General features: G+C 38.0%; 20 protein-coding genes and 1 pseudogene. 16 read left to right on the top strand and 5 right to left on the bottom strand.

Going from position 1 to position 18,309, the window contains the following annotated elements:
* The 7 genes and pseudogenes from QZ055_RS03450 to QZ055_RS03420 all read left to right on the top strand — a co-directional run.
* A pseudogene (locus QZ055_RS03450) lies at positions 1-323 on the top strand (oxaloacetate decarboxylase subunit alpha); the annotation flags it as partial.
* A gap of 452 nt (positions 324-775) precedes the next feature.
* Positions 776-2,116: a sensor histidine kinase KdpD gene (locus tag QZ055_RS03445; protein WP_060924132.1), complete on the top strand. Its 1,341-nt coding sequence runs from the start codon at positions 776-778 to the stop codon at positions 2,114-2,116.
* Positions 2,113-2,802, top strand: coding sequence for a response regulator transcription factor (locus tag QZ055_RS03440; protein ID WP_005387927.1), 690 nt, complete (start codon positions 2,113-2,115; stop codon positions 2,800-2,802). The genes QZ055_RS03445 and QZ055_RS03440 overlap by 4 nt, the downstream gene beginning before the upstream one ends.
* A gap of 663 nt (positions 2,803-3,465) precedes the next feature.
* Positions 3,466-4,560, top strand: coding sequence for a S1C family serine protease (locus QZ055_RS03435; RefSeq protein WP_295824643.1), 1,095 nt, complete (start codon positions 3,466-3,468; stop codon positions 4,558-4,560).
* A 382-nt stretch (positions 4,561-4,942) separates the two neighbouring features.
* A complete protein-coding gene (locus tag QZ055_RS03430) occupies positions 4,943-5,272 on the top strand; it encodes a PadR family transcriptional regulator (RefSeq protein WP_036466165.1) in 330 nt (109 codons plus the stop codon).
* Complete coding sequence (locus tag QZ055_RS03425) at positions 5,259-5,834, top strand: DUF1700 domain-containing protein (protein ID WP_024047881.1); 576 nt, start codon at positions 5,259-5,261, stop codon at positions 5,832-5,834. Before QZ055_RS03430 ends, QZ055_RS03425 begins: the two co-directional genes overlap by 14 nt.
* 9 nt (positions 5,835-5,843) lie before the next feature.
* On the top strand, positions 5,844-6,266 hold the full coding sequence (locus QZ055_RS03420; protein WP_295824640.1) for a transcriptional regulator: 423 nt from the start codon (positions 5,844-5,846) through the stop codon (positions 6,264-6,266).
* A 282-nt stretch (positions 6,267-6,548) separates the two neighbouring features.
* Here the strand turns inward: QZ055_RS03420 and pyrE are convergent, their stop codons facing one another.
* Entirely contained in the window at positions 6,549-7,136 is a 588-nt protein-coding gene (pyrE, locus tag QZ055_RS03415) for an orotate phosphoribosyltransferase (RefSeq protein WP_008602774.1), read from the bottom strand.
* The gene (pyrF, locus tag QZ055_RS03410; RefSeq protein WP_287512102.1) at positions 7,133-7,852 is read right to left on the bottom strand and encodes an orotidine-5'-phosphate decarboxylase; all 720 of its coding nucleotides are present in this window, start codon (positions 7,850-7,852) and stop codon (positions 7,133-7,135) included. The genes pyrE and pyrF overlap by 4 nt, the downstream gene beginning before the upstream one ends.
* Positions 7,853-8,055: 203 nt before the next feature.
* On the opposite strand from pyrF, the gene QZ055_RS03405 reads away from it, so the two are divergent.
* From QZ055_RS03405 to QZ055_RS03390, 4 genes are read left to right on the top strand one after another with little or no spacing between them, the layout of a single operon-like run.
* The gene (locus QZ055_RS03405; protein ID WP_295824639.1) at positions 8,056-8,685 is read left to right on the top strand and encodes a 3'-5' exonuclease; all 630 of its coding nucleotides are present in this window, start codon (positions 8,056-8,058) and stop codon (positions 8,683-8,685) included.
* A gap of 14 nt (positions 8,686-8,699) precedes the next feature.
* Positions 8,700-9,362 (top strand): deoxyribose-phosphate aldolase, encoded by a 663-nt coding sequence (gene deoC, locus QZ055_RS03400; protein WP_295824637.1) that lies wholly within the window; start codon positions 8,700-8,702, stop codon positions 9,360-9,362.
* 53 nt (positions 9,363-9,415) lie between these two features.
* Positions 9,416-10,717, top strand: a complete 1,302-nt coding sequence (locus QZ055_RS03395) for a pyrimidine-nucleoside phosphorylase (RefSeq protein WP_295824635.1) — start codon at positions 9,416-9,418, stop codon at positions 10,715-10,717.
* 10 nt (positions 10,718-10,727) lie between these two features.
* Positions 10,728-11,144, top strand: coding sequence for a cytidine deaminase (locus QZ055_RS03390; protein ID WP_363178677.1), 417 nt, complete (start codon positions 10,728-10,730; stop codon positions 11,142-11,144).
* A gap of 43 nt (positions 11,145-11,187) precedes the next feature.
* Here the strand turns inward: QZ055_RS03390 and QZ055_RS03385 are convergent, their stop codons facing one another.
* The gene (locus QZ055_RS03385) at positions 11,188-12,009 is read right to left on the bottom strand and encodes a MetQ/NlpA family ABC transporter substrate-binding protein (protein ID WP_295824633.1); all 822 of its coding nucleotides are present in this window, start codon (positions 12,007-12,009) and stop codon (positions 11,188-11,190) included.
* A gap of 118 nt (positions 12,010-12,127) precedes the next feature.
* Positions 12,128-13,024 (bottom strand): 1,4-dihydroxy-2-naphthoate octaprenyltransferase, encoded by an 897-nt coding sequence (menA, locus tag QZ055_RS03380; protein WP_295783761.1) that lies wholly within the window; start codon positions 13,022-13,024, stop codon positions 12,128-12,130.
* Between the two features lie 240 nt (positions 13,025-13,264).
* On the opposite strand from menA, the gene QZ055_RS03375 reads away from it, so the two are divergent.
* The 5 genes from QZ055_RS03375 (at position 13,265) to QZ055_RS03355 (ending at position 17,489) form a co-directional block, all read left to right on the top strand.
* Positions 13,265-14,209: a hypothetical protein gene (locus QZ055_RS03375; RefSeq protein ID WP_295824631.1), complete on the top strand. Its 945-nt coding sequence runs from the start codon at positions 13,265-13,267 to the stop codon at positions 14,207-14,209.
* 1 nt (position 14,210) lies between these two features.
* Positions 14,211-14,987 (top strand): hypothetical protein, encoded by a 777-nt coding sequence (locus tag QZ055_RS03370; RefSeq protein ID WP_295824630.1) that lies wholly within the window; start codon positions 14,211-14,213, stop codon positions 14,985-14,987.
* Between the two features lie 116 nt (positions 14,988-15,103).
* Positions 15,104-15,475 (top strand): RidA family protein, encoded by a 372-nt coding sequence (locus QZ055_RS03365; protein WP_295783750.1) that lies wholly within the window; start codon positions 15,104-15,106, stop codon positions 15,473-15,475.
* Position 15,476: 1 nt separating this feature from the next.
* Positions 15,477-16,724: a serine dehydratase subunit alpha family protein gene (locus QZ055_RS03360; protein ID WP_295824645.1), complete on the top strand. Its 1,248-nt coding sequence runs from the start codon at positions 15,477-15,479 to the stop codon at positions 16,722-16,724.
* 132 nt (positions 16,725-16,856) lie between these two features.
* On the top strand, positions 16,857-17,489 hold the full coding sequence (locus QZ055_RS03355; protein WP_295824629.1) for a hypothetical protein: 633 nt from the start codon (positions 16,857-16,859) through the stop codon (positions 17,487-17,489).
* Between the two features lie 77 nt (positions 17,490-17,566).
* Here QZ055_RS03355 and QZ055_RS03350 read toward each other — a convergent pair.
* Positions 17,567-18,309: MFS transporter (locus QZ055_RS03350; RefSeq protein WP_295824627.1), on the bottom strand; the 743-nt coding region annotated here is incomplete at its 5' end.

Genomic DNA, 18,309 nt, shown 5'->3' with positions numbered 1-18,309 from the left:
CATCCCAAATCGTTGGTACAATGGCTATGATGAACGTTATGATGGGCGACCGTTACAAAATGGTTCCTAACGAAGTTAAAGACCTTGTACGCGGTAAATATGGTGCGTTGCCTGGTAAAATTTCTGACGAAATTCGTCACACTATCATTGGTGATGAAGAACCTATCACTTGCCGTCCAGCAGATCTTATCGAACCTGAATTAGACGGTTATCGTCAAGATTTAGCTTCCAAAGGCTACAATGGTATCACTGACGAAGACGTATTGACTTACGCTATGTTCCCAGAAGTTGCTATTAACTTCTTCGATGCAAATCGTCGTTAATCCAAATATTAAAAGAGGATTCCTATGGAATCCTCTTTTTTTATGTATAAATAAGGCAATTGAATTATATATGAGTAGAGAAATATTTTGATAATGATAATATAAGGTAAAAGAATTTATTTTTACAGATATAGCATTTTTATATTTAGAGATTTTATAAAAAATATAGAGGCTATTAAATAAGACGTTATAGAACATTATGTTTGATGTCCTAAAAATTACTTGTGGTATGTTGATATAGGTTGCCCGGATACGTGTAATATATATTAAAAACTTCAAAATAGTAGATAATAAAAGGCATATTGACCATATGTAATAACAGCCAATTATAAACTGACAATGAAGAAAATATGAAAGTTAAATCACTTTTTTACGCTTTTTACTTGCTTTAAGTATTAAAAATAGCGTAAACTATAAGAAGTATCTAATATTTATGATATTGAGGTAACCCTGTGAATTTACAAATACGGATTTGGATATCCAATGTTGTGCTCTTTGTAGTGCCTATTTTGATAGCAATTATCTTATTTTTGCTATACTTTACAGGTCTGCGCATATTGGCTAATGCCGGTTACTATTTGCGTATTGAGCAGGAACAACAGTTTAAAAGTGTCAGTCGAATCACTGAAACAATTACCTTTTATGGTTTAGAAAACAACTTAATAGATAGCTTAGTAAAGCCTAGCTATAGTCTACTTGATCCAAAGGAAGTATATGTAGAGGTACTAGATCAAGGTAATATGGTGTACAGCTATGGTAATCCTCAAATCTATAGCGCTTCTGCTATTGTTGGTCTTATTGATGTAAACCCTGAATTACAAGGTATTGTATATCAGTCCAATAATACGTTCGTATATGAAATGCGGAAATACGATGGGCGTCATGCTTACGTTTATCATATTGCTATAAAGCGCGCTACTCATGGTAGTGATAGCTTAATGGAATCTGTATCCTTCTACATAATCATAGTTGCGATATTACTGTTTATTGTTACATTCTTTGCTATTAACCGATTTGTTACACGCTTTATCATGATTCATGTTAAGAATATGACGAAATCCTTAGAAATGGCCAATCGTCAGATTGAAATGGAACAGGAGCAACAAAAAGAGTTACTAGCAGGGATATCCCATGATATCCGAACGCCGTTAACAGCGATTAAAGCGTATGCAGAAGGCGTTCGCGATGGTATTGCACCAACCGAAGAGCAACAAAAACGCTATATGGGAATCATTTTGAAACGGGCTAATGATTTAGATTCGATGTTAGAGGAGTTATTCCTCATTACCACATTGAATTACAAGAAAGAATCTCGTCCATCTGAACGAATTGAACTCGGTCAATATGTACGTGATTTTGTAGAAGATCATTTGGCTCCTTATCAAACAAGAGGTCTAGAAATTAAATTCCGTATAGCAGCGGAAAATGCTTTCATTAATGCAAACCCACAATTGTTACAGCGTGTTTTACAAAATGTGTTGAACAATAGTGCTAAGTATAAAATGGCCGATGTTGGTCATTGTGTTATTGATGTAACTAGTGATGATGATTTTGTATACTGTGTTATCAGTGATGATGGCCCAGGGGTACCACCAGAATCGCTAGAACGTCTAATGCGTCCATTCTACCGTGTAGATTCATCTCGTACGAACCCACAAGAAGGTAGTGGTCTTGGATTGTCGATTATTCGTCGAATTATGGAAATCTTTGAAGGCCGAGTTGTGATTGAAAATGTAAGACCACATGGTCTACGTATTATATTAGAATTTCCTAAACAAGGAGAAGAATCATGAGTGAACATATCTTAATTATTGAAGACGATTTGGATATCGCCAATATTGAGCGTGATTATTTGATGGTGGCAGGTTATGATGTAACTATTATGACTAATGGTACGGAGGGTATTGAGGCTGCCTTAAATACTCCTGTAGACCTTATCATCCTTGATGTTATGTTGCCAGAAATGGATGGTTTTGAAGTTTGCCGCCAAATTCGTGACAAGGTTCGTGTACCAATTGTTATGGTAACAGCTCGACTTGATGATATCGATAAAATCCGTGGTCTCGGCGTAGGTGCTGATGACTATATTGAAAAACCATTCTCTCCATCTGTATTGATTGCAAAAATCAAAGCTATGTTGGCACAATATAAACGCTTAACAGAGCGTGATGCTATGGAAACCAATGCGATTCAATCTGGAGAAATCCGTCTTGATCCTAAGATGATGAAAGTTTGGGTAAACGAAAAAGAAGTTCACCTTAAAAAGAAAGAATTCCAGTTATTAGAATTCTTGATGCGCAATCGTGATATCGTATTTAGTAAAGAAGAATTATACTCTCGCGTATGGGGTCTTGATTCCTATGGTGATTATGCAACTGTAGCGGTTCATATCAACCGTTTACGTGAAGAAATTGAAGATAATCCATCCGATAGTAAGCACATCATTACTGTATGGGGCGTTGGTTATAAATTTGTTTGATAACTGAAATCACTTTCATATTACGCTCACGTTTTTGGTGGTTGTTGATAAAATATGAGTTTATAGGAAGTTATTATATAGATATAATCAAAGATTTAAAAATTGTTTATATACTTCCTTTGATAGTTTAGATATTCCATGTATACTTATCTAAGTAAGGCTGACTTTTGATTCTAGATAAGAAACAACTAAACTTCTCTCTCTTAATAAGTTCTCTCTCAACTTATCTAGATCACATATACTCTCTCTCAACAGTCCTTACACTCTCAAACTATATGCATAAAGGGCATTCCTAGCGACGGCTAGTGAATGCCCTTTATGTTTTATATGGTACATTTTTATATACATATGTTTTTATGTAATTTCTCTACAGTTGAATCGTCTCGAAATTCGATTTGCTCTTAACGTATTACAAGATACATATTATTTATAGAAATTATATTTTTATAATAGATGTAATAAATTGTTATCTTGCAATGTAATGTCTTGCGTACTATAATAGGTTCATCAAAAATTGATTTTATAAAATTGATTTTGGTGAAAGTAGATATATACTGCTATATTACATTGTTGTTAAAGTGTGTATTCGATTGCAATTGGCAGTTTATATGATAAGAAATATAATAATAAGAAATCATTAAAAGATGATATAAGGAGATATGCATGAATTTTTCAAAATATAAGAAATCAATTATTGCTTGTGTGCTAGCCCTCGGTATTGGCGTAGGTGGAGGATACTATTTCTTTGGTAATCCCATTACACATCAAACGACTGTACGAGAACAAACAAAGCAAACAAAACCTATTACGGATACGCGTAATACATACGTGGTACAAGCGGCTAAAGAATCTGGTCCGGCTGTAGTGGGGATTACTACACAAGTTTTTCAAAAGGATATCTTTAACCGTACCATCTATGCTGGGGAAGGTGTAGGCTCTGGTGTATTGATTGATAATGATGGACATATTGTAACAAATAATCACGTTGTAGCTGGTGCTAAAAATGGAGAGGTTACAGTTTCTTTGTCTAATGGATCTACCGTAACAGGTACAGTTATTGGTACGGATGCTCAAACAGACTTAGCTGTTGTTAAAATTAATCCACCAAAGGATATTCAACCTATAAAAATTGGTGACTCTGATTCCTTACAAGTAGGGGAACCGGCTATCGCCATTGGCAATCCTTTAGGCCTAGAGTTTAAAGGCTCTGTTACATCTGGTGTAATCAGTGCGCTAGCACGTACTATTGATGATCAAGGTCAACGCTTCCCATTAATCCAAACAGATGCAGCTATTAATCCAGGTAACTCTGGTGGTGCTCTCATCAATGCAGATGGAGAGTTAATTGGTATTAATAGCTCTAAGATTTCTAAAGAAGGCGTTGAAGGTATGGGTTTTGCCATTCCTATTAACTCCGCTATGACTGTTGTAGATTCTATTATTAAGAATGGTAAGGTTGTACGTCCTTATATTGGTGTATGGGCTGTAGATCGTCAAACAGCAGCGCGTAACAATGTAAGTTATGAAGGCGAAGGTCTTCTCATTGTTCAACTTGATGCGAATGGTCCTGCTGCAAAGGCTGGTTTGGTAGAAGGAGATACAATTGCTCAAATTGATGGCAAGGATATTAGTACATTATTAGAATTAAAAGAGCAAATTGACGCTAAGAGCCCTGGTGATACAGTTTTGGTATCTTATACTCACAATGGCAAAATGAAGAGTACACAGATTAAATTAGGCCAAGCAGCTTCCAATTAGATACTGTCTATTCAAACTAAGCACAGATTCTTTATTATGAACAGATCCTGTTTAGAATAGATATAGTACTTATTATATAAATAAAAATCCTCATCCTTTGGATGAGGATTTTTTTGATATACGATGATAATTGAGATATATTTCAATATAAATAACTTGAAATTAGCATAAATTTTGAAAATATTTTAATCTCTATAAACCTAGACTTTATCTATGTTTATTAGTGATGAAATACAAGAGTTTTAATTGCGCAAAATATATTTTTTACAAGGTACCTTGCAATACGAGGTACCTTGTGTTATTATGTATTTGTCAGTACATGATAGTGACCGTAAGAGAGCTTTCACATTGGCAGGCAAGCACAGCCTAAAAGGGAGGAACTATGCAAGTTCAATTAAAAAAAGGTGTTATGGATATGCTTGTGCTAGCATTATTAACACAAAGTGATCGCTATGGATATGAAATCGTAAGCACCATTTCGGAGTATATTGAAATTTCGGAAGGAACGATATATCCATTATTTAATAGATTAAAGAAAGAAAAGTATGTTGAGACCTATTTGAAGGAGTCCTCTACAGGACCATCTCGAAAATATTATCATATCACGACTGATGGTCGTGCAGCATACAATAAGATGCGCCAAGAATGGGATGAATTTTCTGGTGTAATCAACATCCTGTTGAAAGGAGTCGACTATAATGAACAAAAATAGCTTTTTAGAAGCACTGCGCAATATATTCAAAAAGGCCCATGTTGCTGATGTAGAAAGTATTATCGAGGTTTATGAAGAGCATTTTGCAGTAGGTTATGAAAGAGGACTTACGGATAGCGAAATCATTAAATCTTTGGGCACTCCAGAGGAAATCTATGCATCTTATGTAGATGCAGGCATTATTACAGATACATTAGGCCAAGATGGTGGTGAAAGTAAATCTGTTAATATGCAAGAAATCTATGCTAGATTTGATGATTACAAAGAACGTTTATTGCCACAATTACCAGGAATGGCTAAAAAAGCATCTAAAACATTGTTATCTATTGGAAGTGCTTTGTCATATATCGTAGGAGTTTTACTATTTATCATTACACCAGCTATCCTATATTTACTTGGAAGCTCATGGCAACCGTTTGAGAATGTAACGGCATTTCCTGCATTATCATTAGTAACTTTAGTTGCACTTGGTGGTGTAGGTCTCTTTGGGGGCCTTACATGTATCTTTGTTGGTGTTGAACTTCGTGGGGTACGCGAACGTTATTTCAGCAATGTGGATTAAGGAGGACCTATGAGACGAATTATAATTGCTGCCATTCTAACTGTAATCAGTGCTGTAGGGGTAGGTACATCATTTGCAGTAAATGATCTACCAAATTTTGGTGAATGGATGAAAACCAATGAACAACAGTTTAGAAAACCACATAGACATGATGGTTCTAATATGCATATGGACCAACATATGATGGATGGAAATAATCAAATGATGCCTCAAGATGGTATGGGGCCAAATAATGGTCAACATATGTACCAAAATTGTCAAAACCAAATGATAGATGGTATGGGACGAAATAATGGTCAGCATATGTATCAAAATGGTCAAATGCCTCCGCAAGGTCAAATGCCAATGCAAGGCCAACCACCTCAACAAAGTAATGGTAATGCACCACAACAACAAAGTGATCAAGGTGCACCACAAACTACACAAAACTAACCATACTTTATGAGTCTCTTTCTCTCATAAAATAATAGAGAATGTGGTCATGAAAGTGCATTCATGGCCACCATAGAGGCACACACTCTATGTGATACATTCGTATCAGAATCTCTCTCTTACACACAATAACTACACACAAACAAAAAGAGCTCCTCAGTGAAGGAGCTCTTTTTGTACCTGTTTATAAATGTTGATTATATTTGATAGACTAGGAAGATTTTTATTAATCTAGATATGTAAAAGAAAAGACCTATGCATATGCATAGGTCTTTAGTCATTTTATTTGATGTGTTTGGAACCGCGTTCTGTCATAGCTACGCCGTCTTTGCAAAGAGGGCATTCTTCAGGTTTGTATGTAGGAACTTCAAGGTTAAGTAAGGCTTGTACTTTTTCGTGAGGTACGCCGAATTCTGCTTTACCGCCAGAACGGTTAACGAGAAGGCCTACACCTACGATTTCACCACCGGATTGGTTTACAACATTTACTACTTCTTGTACAGAACCACCAGTTGTTACGATGTCTTCAACGATAAGCACGCGTGTACCTGGTTCGATTTTAAAGCCGCGGCGCAATGTCATAACACCTTTTTCACGTTCTGTGAAGATAGCGCGTGTACCAAGAGCTTTACCTACTTCGTGAGCTAGTAAGATACCACCAGTCATAGGTCCGATAACAAGTTCTACATTTTGATCGCGGAAGCGTTCAGCCAATTCTTTACAAAGTTTTTCAGTATATTTTGGGTGTTGTAATACATTGAATTTTTCAACGTACATTGGGCTGTGGAGTCCAGATGTCAAAAGGAAGTGACCTTCTAAAATAGCTTGAGTGTCGATAAGTAATTGTTTTACTTCTTGTTCTGTCATCATTTGGATACATTCTCCATTTCTTCAATAATTAAACGAACTGCTTCACGAGGATTTTCAGCCTGTGTAATAGGGCGGCCAATAACGAGGCGAGATGCGCCATCTTGTAATGCACTAGCAGGTGTAGCAATACGTTTTTGGTCATCTGTTGCTGCAAAGGATGGGCGGATACCAGGTGTTACGATGAGGAAATCATCACCACATGCTTCACGAATCATCTTAGCTTCTAACGCGGAACATACAACGCCATCCATGCCACATTCTTTAGCAAGCTTCGCTAGACGAATAACTTGGTCGGAAATCGGTAATTGACCACCAGTTGCGGTCCAAGCTTCATCATCAAAGCTAGTTAATACAGTGATTGCCAATAATTTTGTACGTTCAACGCCCAATTGTTCAGCTGTTTCACGAGCTGCTTTTACAGCTGCTTTCATCATAACTGGACCACCTTGACCATGCATAGTGATCAAGTTAGCACCTAAACGTGTTAGGGAAGATACGCCATGTGCTACTGTATTAGGAATATCATGCAATTTCAAATCAAGGAATACTTGTTTGTTTTGCTCTTGTAAATAGCGAACTGTTTGCTCTCCTTCGGCGTAGAATAGCTCCATGCCGACCTTGTAAAAGCTAACCGCATCACCAAGGGCTGTTACGGTTTCTTTCATCGCATCCATAGTGGATACATCAAGGGCAACGATTAATCTGTCATCTGCCATCTTGCAACCTCCATACTACATATATATCTAAATAATTTTCACATACAGAGGGCCTATCTGTCAATTAAATTTGATGTGAAAGAGGTGACTAATAGTCACCGTTGAATAGTAGATTATAGAGTGTTTCATGCTATAATAAATGGAGAAAATGAATACAATTCTTATATATAAATTAAAAAACATATAGATTTGAAAGGAGTCCTATGTTAGATTTTGTTGCATTAGACTTTGAAACAGCTAATAAATTTAAAAATAGTGCGTGCTCCTTGGCGGTTATTACCGTAAAGGATGGACAGATTACCAAAAAGGCGTACAGCCTTATAAAACCACCGTTCATGAGTTTTGATGATGAATGTATTGAAATTCATGGCATTCAGCCAAAGGATGTTATCCATGAGAAAACCTTTGATCAATTGTGGAATGCTATCTACGAAAATCATTTAAAAGGCAATATCATGGTAGCTCACAACGCAAAATTCGATATGAATGTATTGCGTGCTACACTGGATTACTATAAAATTCCTTGGCCAGAGCTAGATTATGCATGTACTGTAAAACTTTCACGTGCGGTATGGCCAGATTTAGTAAACCATAAGCTAAATACAATGGCTGCATACATCGGGGTTGAGTTTAAACATCACTACGCATTGGATGATGCAGAAACATGTGCTAAGGTTGTGTTAGAGGCGGCTAAGGCTAAGGGCGTTAATAGCTTGCCAGATTTGTTGAAGGCTACAGGTGTACCACTAGAATCATTTATTGATGACAAAAATCGCGCTGCTCAAGAGGCTTTGCATAAAGAACCTGAGCCAGAGCAAATGTCGTTCTTTTAGTAAGGAGAGACACTATGTTAGGTAAAGAATTATTATCCTATGTGGATCATACACTATTGCGTCCTACAGCTACATGGGATGATATTAAAGAAATTTGTGACGCCGGCGTAGCCTATAAAACAGCATCTGTTTGCATTCCACCAGATTTTGTGGCTTCTGCCCATGAAGCATATCCAGACCTTAATGTTTGCACTGTTATTGGTTTCCCTTTAGGCTATGAAACGACAGAGGTGAAGGTAGCTGAAACAAAACAAGCCCTTTCGGAAGGTGCCTCTGAAATTGATATGGTCATCAACCTAGGTAATGTAAAACAAGGGGACTTTGATGCAGTTACTGCTGAAATTAAAGCTCTTAAAGCAGCCTGTGGAGATAAAATCTTAAAGGTTATTATAGAAACTTGTTACCTTACTGATTCTGAAAAGGTAGCTCTCTGTAAATGCATTACAGATGGTGGTGCCGACTATATCAAAACATCTACAGGTTTTGGTAGCAGTGGTGCTAGCCTTGAAGATATTCAACTCTTTAAGAAACACATTGGCCCTAATGTAAAAATTAAGGCTGCCGGTGGGATTCGTTCTATCTCTGATATGAAAGCCTATATTGCAGAAGGTTGTAGCCGTATTGGCGCCAGTGCAGCAGTAGAACTACTTAAAGATCATTTAGACGAAGAAGTGTAATAGAAAACCACCTAGGCAGTGCTTAGGTGGTTTCTTAGAATGGCGGTATAACCATGCGCATGTATGATATTATTCTAAAAAAACGTTCTAACTTACCCTTAACAGATGAGGAAATTCGCTTTGTTATCTCTGGCTATGTAAATGGTGAAATTCCCGACTATCAAGTAAGTGCTTTGTTGATGACCATTGTATTTAATGGGATGAATGCTCGTGAACTAGGTACGTTGACCATGGCGATGGCACAGTCGGGGCACATGGTAGATTTATCCAACATCGATGGTATAACAGTAGATAAACATAGCACCGGCGGTGTAGGGGATAAGACAACGCTCATCATTGGACCTCTCGTAGCTGCTTGTGGAGGCAAGGTGGCAAAAATGTCGGGCCGTGGCCTTGGTCACACGGGCGGCACGATTGATAAAATGGAATCCATACCAAACCTAAAGGTATCCTTGGACCAAGAATCGTTCATTAATCAGGTGAATACAATAGGGCTTGCTGTAATCGGACAATCTGAAGGTTTAGCATCAGCAGATAAAAAACTCTATGCTTTGCGAGACGTAACGGGTACCGTAGATAGCATTCCTCTCATTGCATCCTCTGTCATGAGTAAAAAATTAGCTTCTGGGGCACAAGCGATCTTGCTAGACGTAAAGGTTGGCAGTGGTGCCTTTATGAAAACCATAGACGATGCTCGTGCATTAGCTAAAGCAATGGTAGATATCGGTAAGGAAAATGGCCGCTCTGTTAAGGCTGTTTTAACAGATATGGATCGACCATTAGGGCATGCCATTGGTAATGCTTTGGAAATTCGCGAGGTTATTGATACGTTGAAAGGGCAGGGCCCACAGGATTTAACTCATGAATGTCTTATTATGGCAGCCCATATGCTCGTATTGAGTCATATATGTGACTATGAAACTGCCCTCAGCCGCGTACAAGAGGCACTCGACTCTGGTGCCGCATTAGATCGATTGCGTATGATGATTGATGCTCAAGGTGGAGATAGCCGAGTTCTTGATGATGAAAGCTTACTAGCAATCGGAAAATTTACTTATGATGTTACAGCGCCTCAAGACGGTTATATTACGCATATGAATACCGAGCAATGTGGTATTGCATCTGTTATGCTTGGCGCAGGTCGCACCGTTAAGGATGGTCCTATCGATTATAGTGCGGGCATCATAATGCACAAGAAAACAGGTGATACTGTTCGAGCTGGTGAAAGTATAGCTACTCTGTATGCTTCAGATGAAAGCTTGCTCGCCAATGCTGATCAAACATATTTAGAGGCGATTACCTTTGGCGCAACTGCACCAGTTGTGGTGGATACGATTCTTGATATGGTGGAATGAGGAGATCCATATGATAGAAAAGGAAACTCATATGACAGAACAGGAAATTCAAAAGCTTATTGAACGTGCCATAGTAGCTCGTGAGAAAACCTATAGTCCGTACTCCCATTTTGGTGTAGGTGCAGCCCTTGTATGTGAGGATGGGAGTATCTATGAAGGCTGTAATATAGAAAATGCTTCCTATGGCTTAACGAACTGTGCAGAACGAACTGCTATATTTAAAGCCGTATCAGAAGGTCATACAAAATTTAAGGCCCTCGCCGTAGTTGCTGATACGGAAGGACCTTGTGCACCTTGTGGCGCTTGTCGCCAGGTGATTTCTGAATTTGAAATACCACAGATTATTTTGGCTAATCTAAAAGGCAATTATAGAGTTGTTAATCTTGATGAGTTATTACCATTTAGATTTGGCGCTGATAGTTTATAGTAAAAAAAAGAGACCACATATGTGGTCTCTTTTACTTTATACCTTAGAATGCAGGAACAACTGCACCTTTGTATTTTTCTTCAATGAATTTTTTGATTTCAGGGCTGTGAAGAGTTTCCATTAATTTTTGGATGCGAGGATCGTTTTCGTTACCTTTAAGTACAGTAACGATGTTTACGTAAGGGGAATCTTTGGATTCGATTGCCAATGCATCTTTACCAGGGTTAAGACCTGCATTCAATGCAAAGTTAGTGTTGATAGCTGCCAATGCTACATCGTCAAGAGAACGAGGTACTTGAGCTGCTTCTAATTCAACGAATTGGTAACCATTAGGATTGGAAGCGATATCTTGAACTGTAGACAAGATATTGCTGGAGTCTTTCAATGTGATAAGACCTTCTTTTTGCAATAACAATAATGCACGACCGCCGTTTGTAGGGTCATTAGGGATAGCGATTTTAGCACCTTTAGGAAGATCTTTCAAATCTTTGATTTGACGGGAGTATAAGCCCATTGGTTCAAGATGAACACCACCAGCAGATACTAGTGGAAGGTTGTGAGCTTTTGCAAATTCATCCATGTAAGGTATATGTTGGAAGAAGTTTGCATCGATTTCTTTATCACCCAAAGCAAGGTTTGGTGTGTTGTAATCAGTGAATTCAGTGATTTGTAAATCAATACCATCTTTTGCCAAGATAGGTTTAACTTGTTCCAAGATTTCTGCGTGAGGTACTGCTGTAGCACCGATTTTTAATACTTGCTTGCCATTGCTAGCAGCTTGTTTGCTGTTGTCGTTACCGCAACCTGCGATTAGTAAAGCACCGCCAAGGATTACAGTAGCCGCTAATGCTAAAAATTTTCTCATTAGACACACTCCTTTTACAATTAGTTCATATAAAATATTACATTAATAGTACTAAATTATTTCCTATCTATCAAGAAGGAATTGTTGTAGGTTCTCCATAACTTTAAGCTATGGACCCTTATTTACCGATGATAAGTCCAATAGACCACATGATTTGGTAAATCATAGCTGCTCCCGCAGTGGTGCCCATCGCTTTGTCGAGCAGGAATTCATCTGTTTTTGTACTTAAGGTGTGTACAGTTTTGAAAGCTAGTGGTGCTGCGAAGAATGCTAATAGGGAGAACCATGTCATGTGACCTACAATGATCCATGCAAGAATCCAAATAAAGTTGAATAGGTAGGTGATGCTCATCAGACTGAGCGCGCGTTCACGACCCAAAACGATTGGTAATGTACGACGACCATGGCTTTCATCATTTCTAATATCACGAATGTTATTCGTGAGCATAATGGAGCCAACTAGCAATGTAGATGGAATAGCAGGTATCAATAATGCTGAAGATAAGTCACGTGTCCATGCGTATCCTGTAATGAGTACGATAGCAAACCCCATAGCTATGCCAGAGGAAATTTCACCGAATGGTGTACGGGAAATTGGTTTTGGACCACCAGAGTAGAGGAAGCTAATTAGAATGCAAAGAAAACCTGCTGGAATATAGTACCAAGTGATGGTTGCCGATAGGTAAAGACCGATGATAATAGGTACCACCATGAGTACCTTAATCATGGTAACGATGAGTTCTGGCGTAATGGCACCACGCGTAATAGAACCAGCATTACCAACCTTTTGCCCCGCATCGAGACCAGATTTAAAATCTTTATATTCATTCCATAAATTAGCTACAATTTGAGCTGTTACAACGGCTAAAAATATTAAAACCGTATGGATAATGGCAAGACCTGTACCGTGAGTGGCACCAAATGCGTAATAGCTAAAGGCTGCACCTAAAATGGTAGGCCCTAAAGCAGCTGCTAATGTACGAGGCCTAGTGAGTGGAATTATTTCTTGTATCATAATAAAAGCACACCATGTGTGCACTCCTTTCTATTTCTCATACCATATGTTTACATATCTATTTAAGTATTGTATAGCAGAACTGAAAGGTTGTAAATTAGACTATACAGTTATACAGCTCCATATAGTATAATAATTAGTATATGCAGTATAGATTTTCTTTTTGAAATCTTTATGGATGCAATATGGATTATGAATATAATCTGTATATGAATGTATTGTTAAATCGTGAGGTGTCTTATGAGAGCTCTCAACAAAAAAATGATGACATTGGCTTGTGCCACATGCTTAACTGTTGGCATGGGCGCAGTGGCATGTGCGGATACAGTAGATTTAGGCTATGGTTTATATGGCAGTACGTCTCCTACGGTGAAGGCTGTAGAGGCCATGCGTGTTCCTACGGATGCAAAGCTGCGGAATAATGAGCAAAGTCAAATAATTTCAATGGCAAATAAAGCGGCTGTTGATGCTGTTAATGCTAGTATGAAATTGCAAGCACCGGTACAAGTTGAACCTATGAAGGGTGATGTGTTAGATGGATTTTCCGTCTATCAATTGCAAGGGACGGATAAACAAGGTCACCATGTAGGTCAGTTAGTCGTTGTAGACTATTCTAAAAATGCTATAGATCAAGTAATTGGTATGAATAAAACCATTTTAGAAAAGGTTCCAGACGCAAAAAAAGCTGCAATGAAAAGCTCTATCTCTAAATATGTAGATTCCTATTCTAAAGAGAAGGCTCAACAACAATTACAAGGCTTGAAGGGCAATACTATTGAAGGTGCTAAATTAGCTAAAGATCTAAAAACGATAAATGATAAGTTACCTGCTCAAATTATGGGTGCTTTTGATAAAATGCTTGCCACAGATAAGAACTTATCTCCTAAAAGTAAAGAAGAGATCCGTTCTTATGTAGATTTTATGGCAAAACAAGTGAGCCTAGATGCAACGCATGTGGCTTATAAACCTGTTCAAACACGTTATGGCACGGCTGTGACAGGCGATTTACGGGGTAGCCTTAAATATGATGGTTTTAGAAATACTTATTCCTTAATTGGTTATGCCGTTCCTACAGACAAAGGTGTAGCTTTACAGCTTTTATTATCTGATGACTCTAGTCATGATTATTGGGCTAATGAGTTGAATCATATGTATCAAACACAATCTCTCAAGGGAGGTAAATAATATGAAATCTTTGAAAGTATTGGCTTGTGTAGCTTGCCTAGTGGGTACTGTATCTGGCGTAGGTTTTGCTAAGGATGTACAAACAATTGCAGGGTCCATGGTAGTGCCTAACAATGTAACTGTTGTTTCTGCATCCAAAACAAATACACGTGATTTTGTAGAGAAGCAAATGAAACAAAATCCTTCAAAAAATATGGCGATGAATATGATGGTTGAAGATGTTTTCAAAAGCTTTGGCACTACTTTTGATGTATACCAATTACAAGGGGCCGATAAAACAGGTCAAAAGGATGCATATGTAGTAGCGGTAGATGTTAAACAAATAGCACAACAAGTGGCTAAAGATAAGAGAAATGATCCTATGTTTATGGCGGCTATGGCAGCTCTAGATAAAGGTCAAATTGATCCTGTTACTGAGCAACTCGTGCTAGGTGCCGTTAATAAGCAAATTCCCACAACCACAACTGTAGTCCCTTTAAATGATCCAAAACGTTATGCTAATCTTAAAACTCGGTCAGGTGAACTACTTATAAAACCTAGAACGCTTACTGTAGAAAATGCAGAACAAGTGCATCCTGTGGCAGGCACTAAGTATCAAACCTATGCAGCAAGCTCTCGCTTATTATATGCGGAAGGAGATGGTCAAACTCCGCTCTATGCAAATGCTGCATTTGTGTTGAAGCCAGGCAAACCGGTACTATATGTAGGTGTAACTACTGATGTACAACGGGATTATTTCAAAACGATATTTGACAATGCCTTCAAATCTATTAAATAATTTGTTATAGATATACTTTCACAGAGTATGTTATATACAAGGTAATTACTAATGTGAGTATGGTGGCATTAGAATAATCTATATTATTTTTTATTATATTTAAAAGGAGAATTATTATGAAAACAATTTTCACAGACAAAGCACCAGCAGCAGTAGGTCCTTACTCTCAAGCTAAAGTAGTAGGCGGTTTATTATTCGCTTCTGGACAAATTCCACTCAATCCTGCAACTGGTTCCATTGTTGAAGGCGGTATCGTAGAGCAAACTGAGCAAGTATGCAAAAACATTGATGCTGTATTGGCTGAAGCAGGTTCTGACTTCTCCGAAGTTATTAAAACAACTTGTTTCTTGGCTGATATCGCCGATTTCAAAGCATTCAACGAAGTTTATGCTAAATATTTCACTTCTAAACCAGCTCGCTCTTGCATAGCAGTAAAAGATCTTCCATTGGGTGCTTTGGTAGAAGTGGAATTTATTGCGGAAGTATAAGATGGATTATATTTCCTTGTTACAATCAGAGATGCGTCCTGCCTTCGGGTGCACTGAGCCAATTGCATTGGCTTATGCGGCTGCGAAGGCAGTCTCTGTTTTAGATGAGTTTCCTAACCATATTCACGCACGATGCAGCGCGAATATTATAAAAAATGTAAAATCCGTAGTCATTCCTAACTCTGGTGGTCGAAAAGGTCTCCAAGCGGCTACTACCCTAGGTGCCATCGTTGGTCACCCTGAGCGTGAGCTAGAGGTATTAGAATCTGCTACAGATGAAGATCGTAAATGGCTCGGCACATTACTAGATGCTAACTTCTGTACAGTGTCACTTGCGGAAGGTGTAGATAATCTTTATATCGAAATTACTGCAGAAACAGATGAACATACAGCGGTAGTTCGCATTGAAAACGACCATACGAATGTAACCTATGTAGCTGTAGATGGTGAGATTGTGTCTGAAACAATCAATGAAATTAAGAAAGCCGCAAAAACGGAATATGCTATGACTTTTGATAGCATTTACGAATTTGCTAAAACGGCAGATATTTCTGGCATCATTCCTCAAATCAAACAGCAAGTAGAATACAATACAGCTATTTCTCGAGAAGGTTTGTCCAATGATTATGGCTCCAATATTGGTCAGCTCTTATTGTTGGATGAAGAAAATCCGTCTCTTGAAACGAAATGTAAAGCTCGTGCAGCGGCTGGATCCGATGCGCGTATGAGTGGGTGTCCATTGCCTGTTGTTATCTGTTCTGGCTCTGGTAACCAAGGGCTAACTGTATCTGTACCTATCATTACAACTGCTGAGGAACTTGGTAAAAGTGATGATGAATTGTACCGTGCTCTTGTTTTCGCTAACTTGTTGACGCTCTACGTTAAATCTGGCATTGGTAAATTGTCCGCCTACTGCGGCGTTGTATCTGCTGGTGTAGTCAGTGTAGCTGGTATTGCCTTCTTGAAAGGTGATAGCAAAGATATTATCGAAAATACTCTTGTGAATGGTCTTGCTAGCTTATCCGGTATCGTATGCGATGGCGCGAAACCATCCTGCGCAGGTAAAATTGCTATCTCCCTTGATGGCGCGTTCATGGGCTATAAACAAGCTCGCCTTAATAAGAACTACCAAAAAGGCGATGGCCTTGTAGCATACTCCGTTGATGATACCATTCGCAGTATTGGTACTGTGGCTCAAGGTATGAAAGAAACAGACGTAGTTATCTTGAATGAAATGCTAAAACACTAACTTTTATAATAAATAACCCCAATGCTGTTGGTTTTGCAAAGGGGGTTATTTTTTTCTTCTAAATATGATCTTTTAATTAGTTAATTATTATATTTAGAGATCCTATCTACTTATAGTTTGAGGAGCGTTAATATGAGTGTCTTATTACCAGAAAAGGAGAGTTTTCCAAGAAGATTTATTAATTATTTACGGAAAATATTTCCAAATGCGGATGAAAAATATTGGTATACATATAAATCAAAAGTTTGTGCTGAGATAAAAAATCTTTCAATAAGTGATTTAAGGTGGGAAATAATTAAGAGTCGAGCGGAATTAGAAAGTAAATATGTATTTATATGGAGCTCAGTAGCTTTTGGAATTATTTGTGCAGCTATTTTTGCTTATGGGTTAGACATTGCTACTAAAGTTATAGAGTTTTGCGAACATTATGACTTGTTTATGTTGACTACAGTATATGAAGATTTTATGTTAATGATAATTTTCTTTACTTTAGGTGTATCTTTTATTGGTTGGGTTTGTGCTACGTTTATGAATATACCAGGGAAAAACTCCGTATTGTTTTATAGTATATTTATTGCAATGTTAGTCGTATTGATATTAAGTATGAAATGGAAGCATACGATAATTATTGACTTTGTGTTTTTACTATTAAATACATTTTGCACTACGGTGATACTTGGTACTGTTGCTGATTTAAAGAAACAGAGAGCTTTAGTAAGAATATTTTTAATGGAAGATAGATTAAAAGAGTTAGAGTCGGTGTAGAATATTTAAGATATTATAATACTGAGAGTTTTGGTAAGAAAAAGCAGTTGTTTCTAATTAGAAACAACTGCTTTTTTCTATTGTAATTTTTTAGGATCTTTAAGTATTAGTGATGCCCCAAGGCCCCCTATTAGGAATGGCACAAGTGTCATCATAGCGACCGGTAGGGAGTAGGTATCTGCTAGGTTACCCACAACAGGTGCGATTACACCACCGATGGTTTGGCTTACGCCGAGGGTGATACCCGATGCAAAGCCGATACTTTTAGCAAGATAGGTTTGGCCTAGTACGATAACTGGGCTGTAACTGATAGCTTTGGCCGCACCAATCATGAGTAGTAGCAAGTATGCTATGGGCATCATGATAAGTGGTGAGAAATTAGGAACTTCGGTTAATAGGAACATAGCTGGTAACCAAACTAATAGGGATAGTCTAATAATCTTAATAGGGCCAAATTTATCACCTAATAGGCCACCGATGTATGTCATGAAAATACCAATGCTAAAGAATACAGTTAAGGCAAAGCTGCCTTGTTCTGGGCTAGTACCGAGTTCACGAGTCCAGAAGATAGGAATGAACGCATTGATAACGCGGAAGTTTACCGACTGGCTTAGGATGATAATGAACAAGATACCAAAGTATTTCCAATAGTTTTTTAGTGGTTTTGCGGCTACAGCCGGATTTTCTGTGGCTACTGCTTGATCGATGGTACGAGCATGCGCTACTATGCGAGGCATGAGGGCGAATAAGGCAGTAAATATAATGATGCCTGCCACTGTAAAAGCAGCTAATCCATGTGGACCTACTGTATAGGCGATGG

Origin of the sequence: uncultured Veillonella sp. (assembly GCF_905209685.1) — a bacterium.
GTDB lineage: Bacteria > Bacillota > Negativicutes > Veillonellales > Veillonellaceae > Veillonella.
This window is presented reverse-complemented; position numbering and strand designations above follow the sequence as displayed.

Bases quoted from the DNA above. Each gene is read 5' to 3' on its own strand.
- pyrE (WP_008602774.1), bottom strand. From the start codon at position 7,136: ATGATGACAGAACAAGAAGTAAAACAATTACTTATCGACACTCAAGCT.
- QZ055_RS03430 (WP_036466165.1), top strand. From the start codon at position 4,943: ATGCAAGTTCAATTAAAAAAAGGTGTTATGGATATGCTTGTGCTAGCA.
- QZ055_RS03385 (WP_295824633.1), bottom strand. From the start codon at position 12,009: ATGAGAAAATTTTTAGCATTAGCGGCTACTGTAATCCTTGGCGGTGCT.
- QZ055_RS03355 (WP_295824629.1), top strand. From the start codon at position 16,857: ATGAGTGTCTTATTACCAGAAAAGGAGAGTTTTCCAAGAAGATTTATT.
- deoC (WP_295824637.1), top strand. From the start codon at position 8,700: ATGTTAGGTAAAGAATTATTATCCTATGTGGATCATACACTATTGCGT.
- QZ055_RS03440 (WP_005387927.1), top strand. From the start codon at position 2,113: ATGAGTGAACATATCTTAATTATTGAAGACGATTTGGATATCGCCAAT.
- menA (WP_295783761.1), bottom strand. From the start codon at position 13,024: ATGATACAAGAAATAATTCCACTCACTAGGCCTCGTACATTAGCAGCT.
- QZ055_RS03420 (WP_295824640.1), top strand. From the start codon at position 5,844: ATGAGACGAATTATAATTGCTGCCATTCTAACTGTAATCAGTGCTGTA.
- QZ055_RS03360 (WP_295824645.1), top strand. From the start codon at position 15,477: ATGGATTATATTTCCTTGTTACAATCAGAGATGCGTCCTGCCTTCGGG.
- pyrF (WP_287512102.1), bottom strand. From the start codon at position 7,852: ATGGCAGATGACAGATTAATCGTTGCCCTTGATGTATCCACTATGGAT.
- QZ055_RS03405 (WP_295824639.1), top strand. From the start codon at position 8,056: ATGTTAGATTTTGTTGCATTAGACTTTGAAACAGCTAATAAATTTAAA.
- QZ055_RS03395 (WP_295824635.1), top strand. From the start codon at position 9,416: ATGCGCATGTATGATATTATTCTAAAAAAACGTTCTAACTTACCCTTA.
- QZ055_RS03425 (WP_024047881.1), top strand. From the start codon at position 5,259: ATGAACAAAAATAGCTTTTTAGAAGCACTGCGCAATATATTCAAAAAG.
- QZ055_RS03375 (WP_295824631.1), top strand. From the start codon at position 13,265: ATGAGAGCTCTCAACAAAAAAATGATGACATTGGCTTGTGCCACATGC.
- QZ055_RS03435 (WP_295824643.1), top strand. From the start codon at position 3,466: ATGAATTTTTCAAAATATAAGAAATCAATTATTGCTTGTGTGCTAGCC.
- QZ055_RS03390 (WP_363178677.1), top strand. From the start codon at position 10,728: ATGATAGAAAAGGAAACTCATATGACAGAACAGGAAATTCAAAAGCTT.
- QZ055_RS03370 (WP_295824630.1), top strand. From the start codon at position 14,211: ATGAAATCTTTGAAAGTATTGGCTTGTGTAGCTTGCCTAGTGGGTACT.
- QZ055_RS03365 (WP_295783750.1), top strand. From the start codon at position 15,104: ATGAAAACAATTTTCACAGACAAAGCACCAGCAGCAGTAGGTCCTTAC.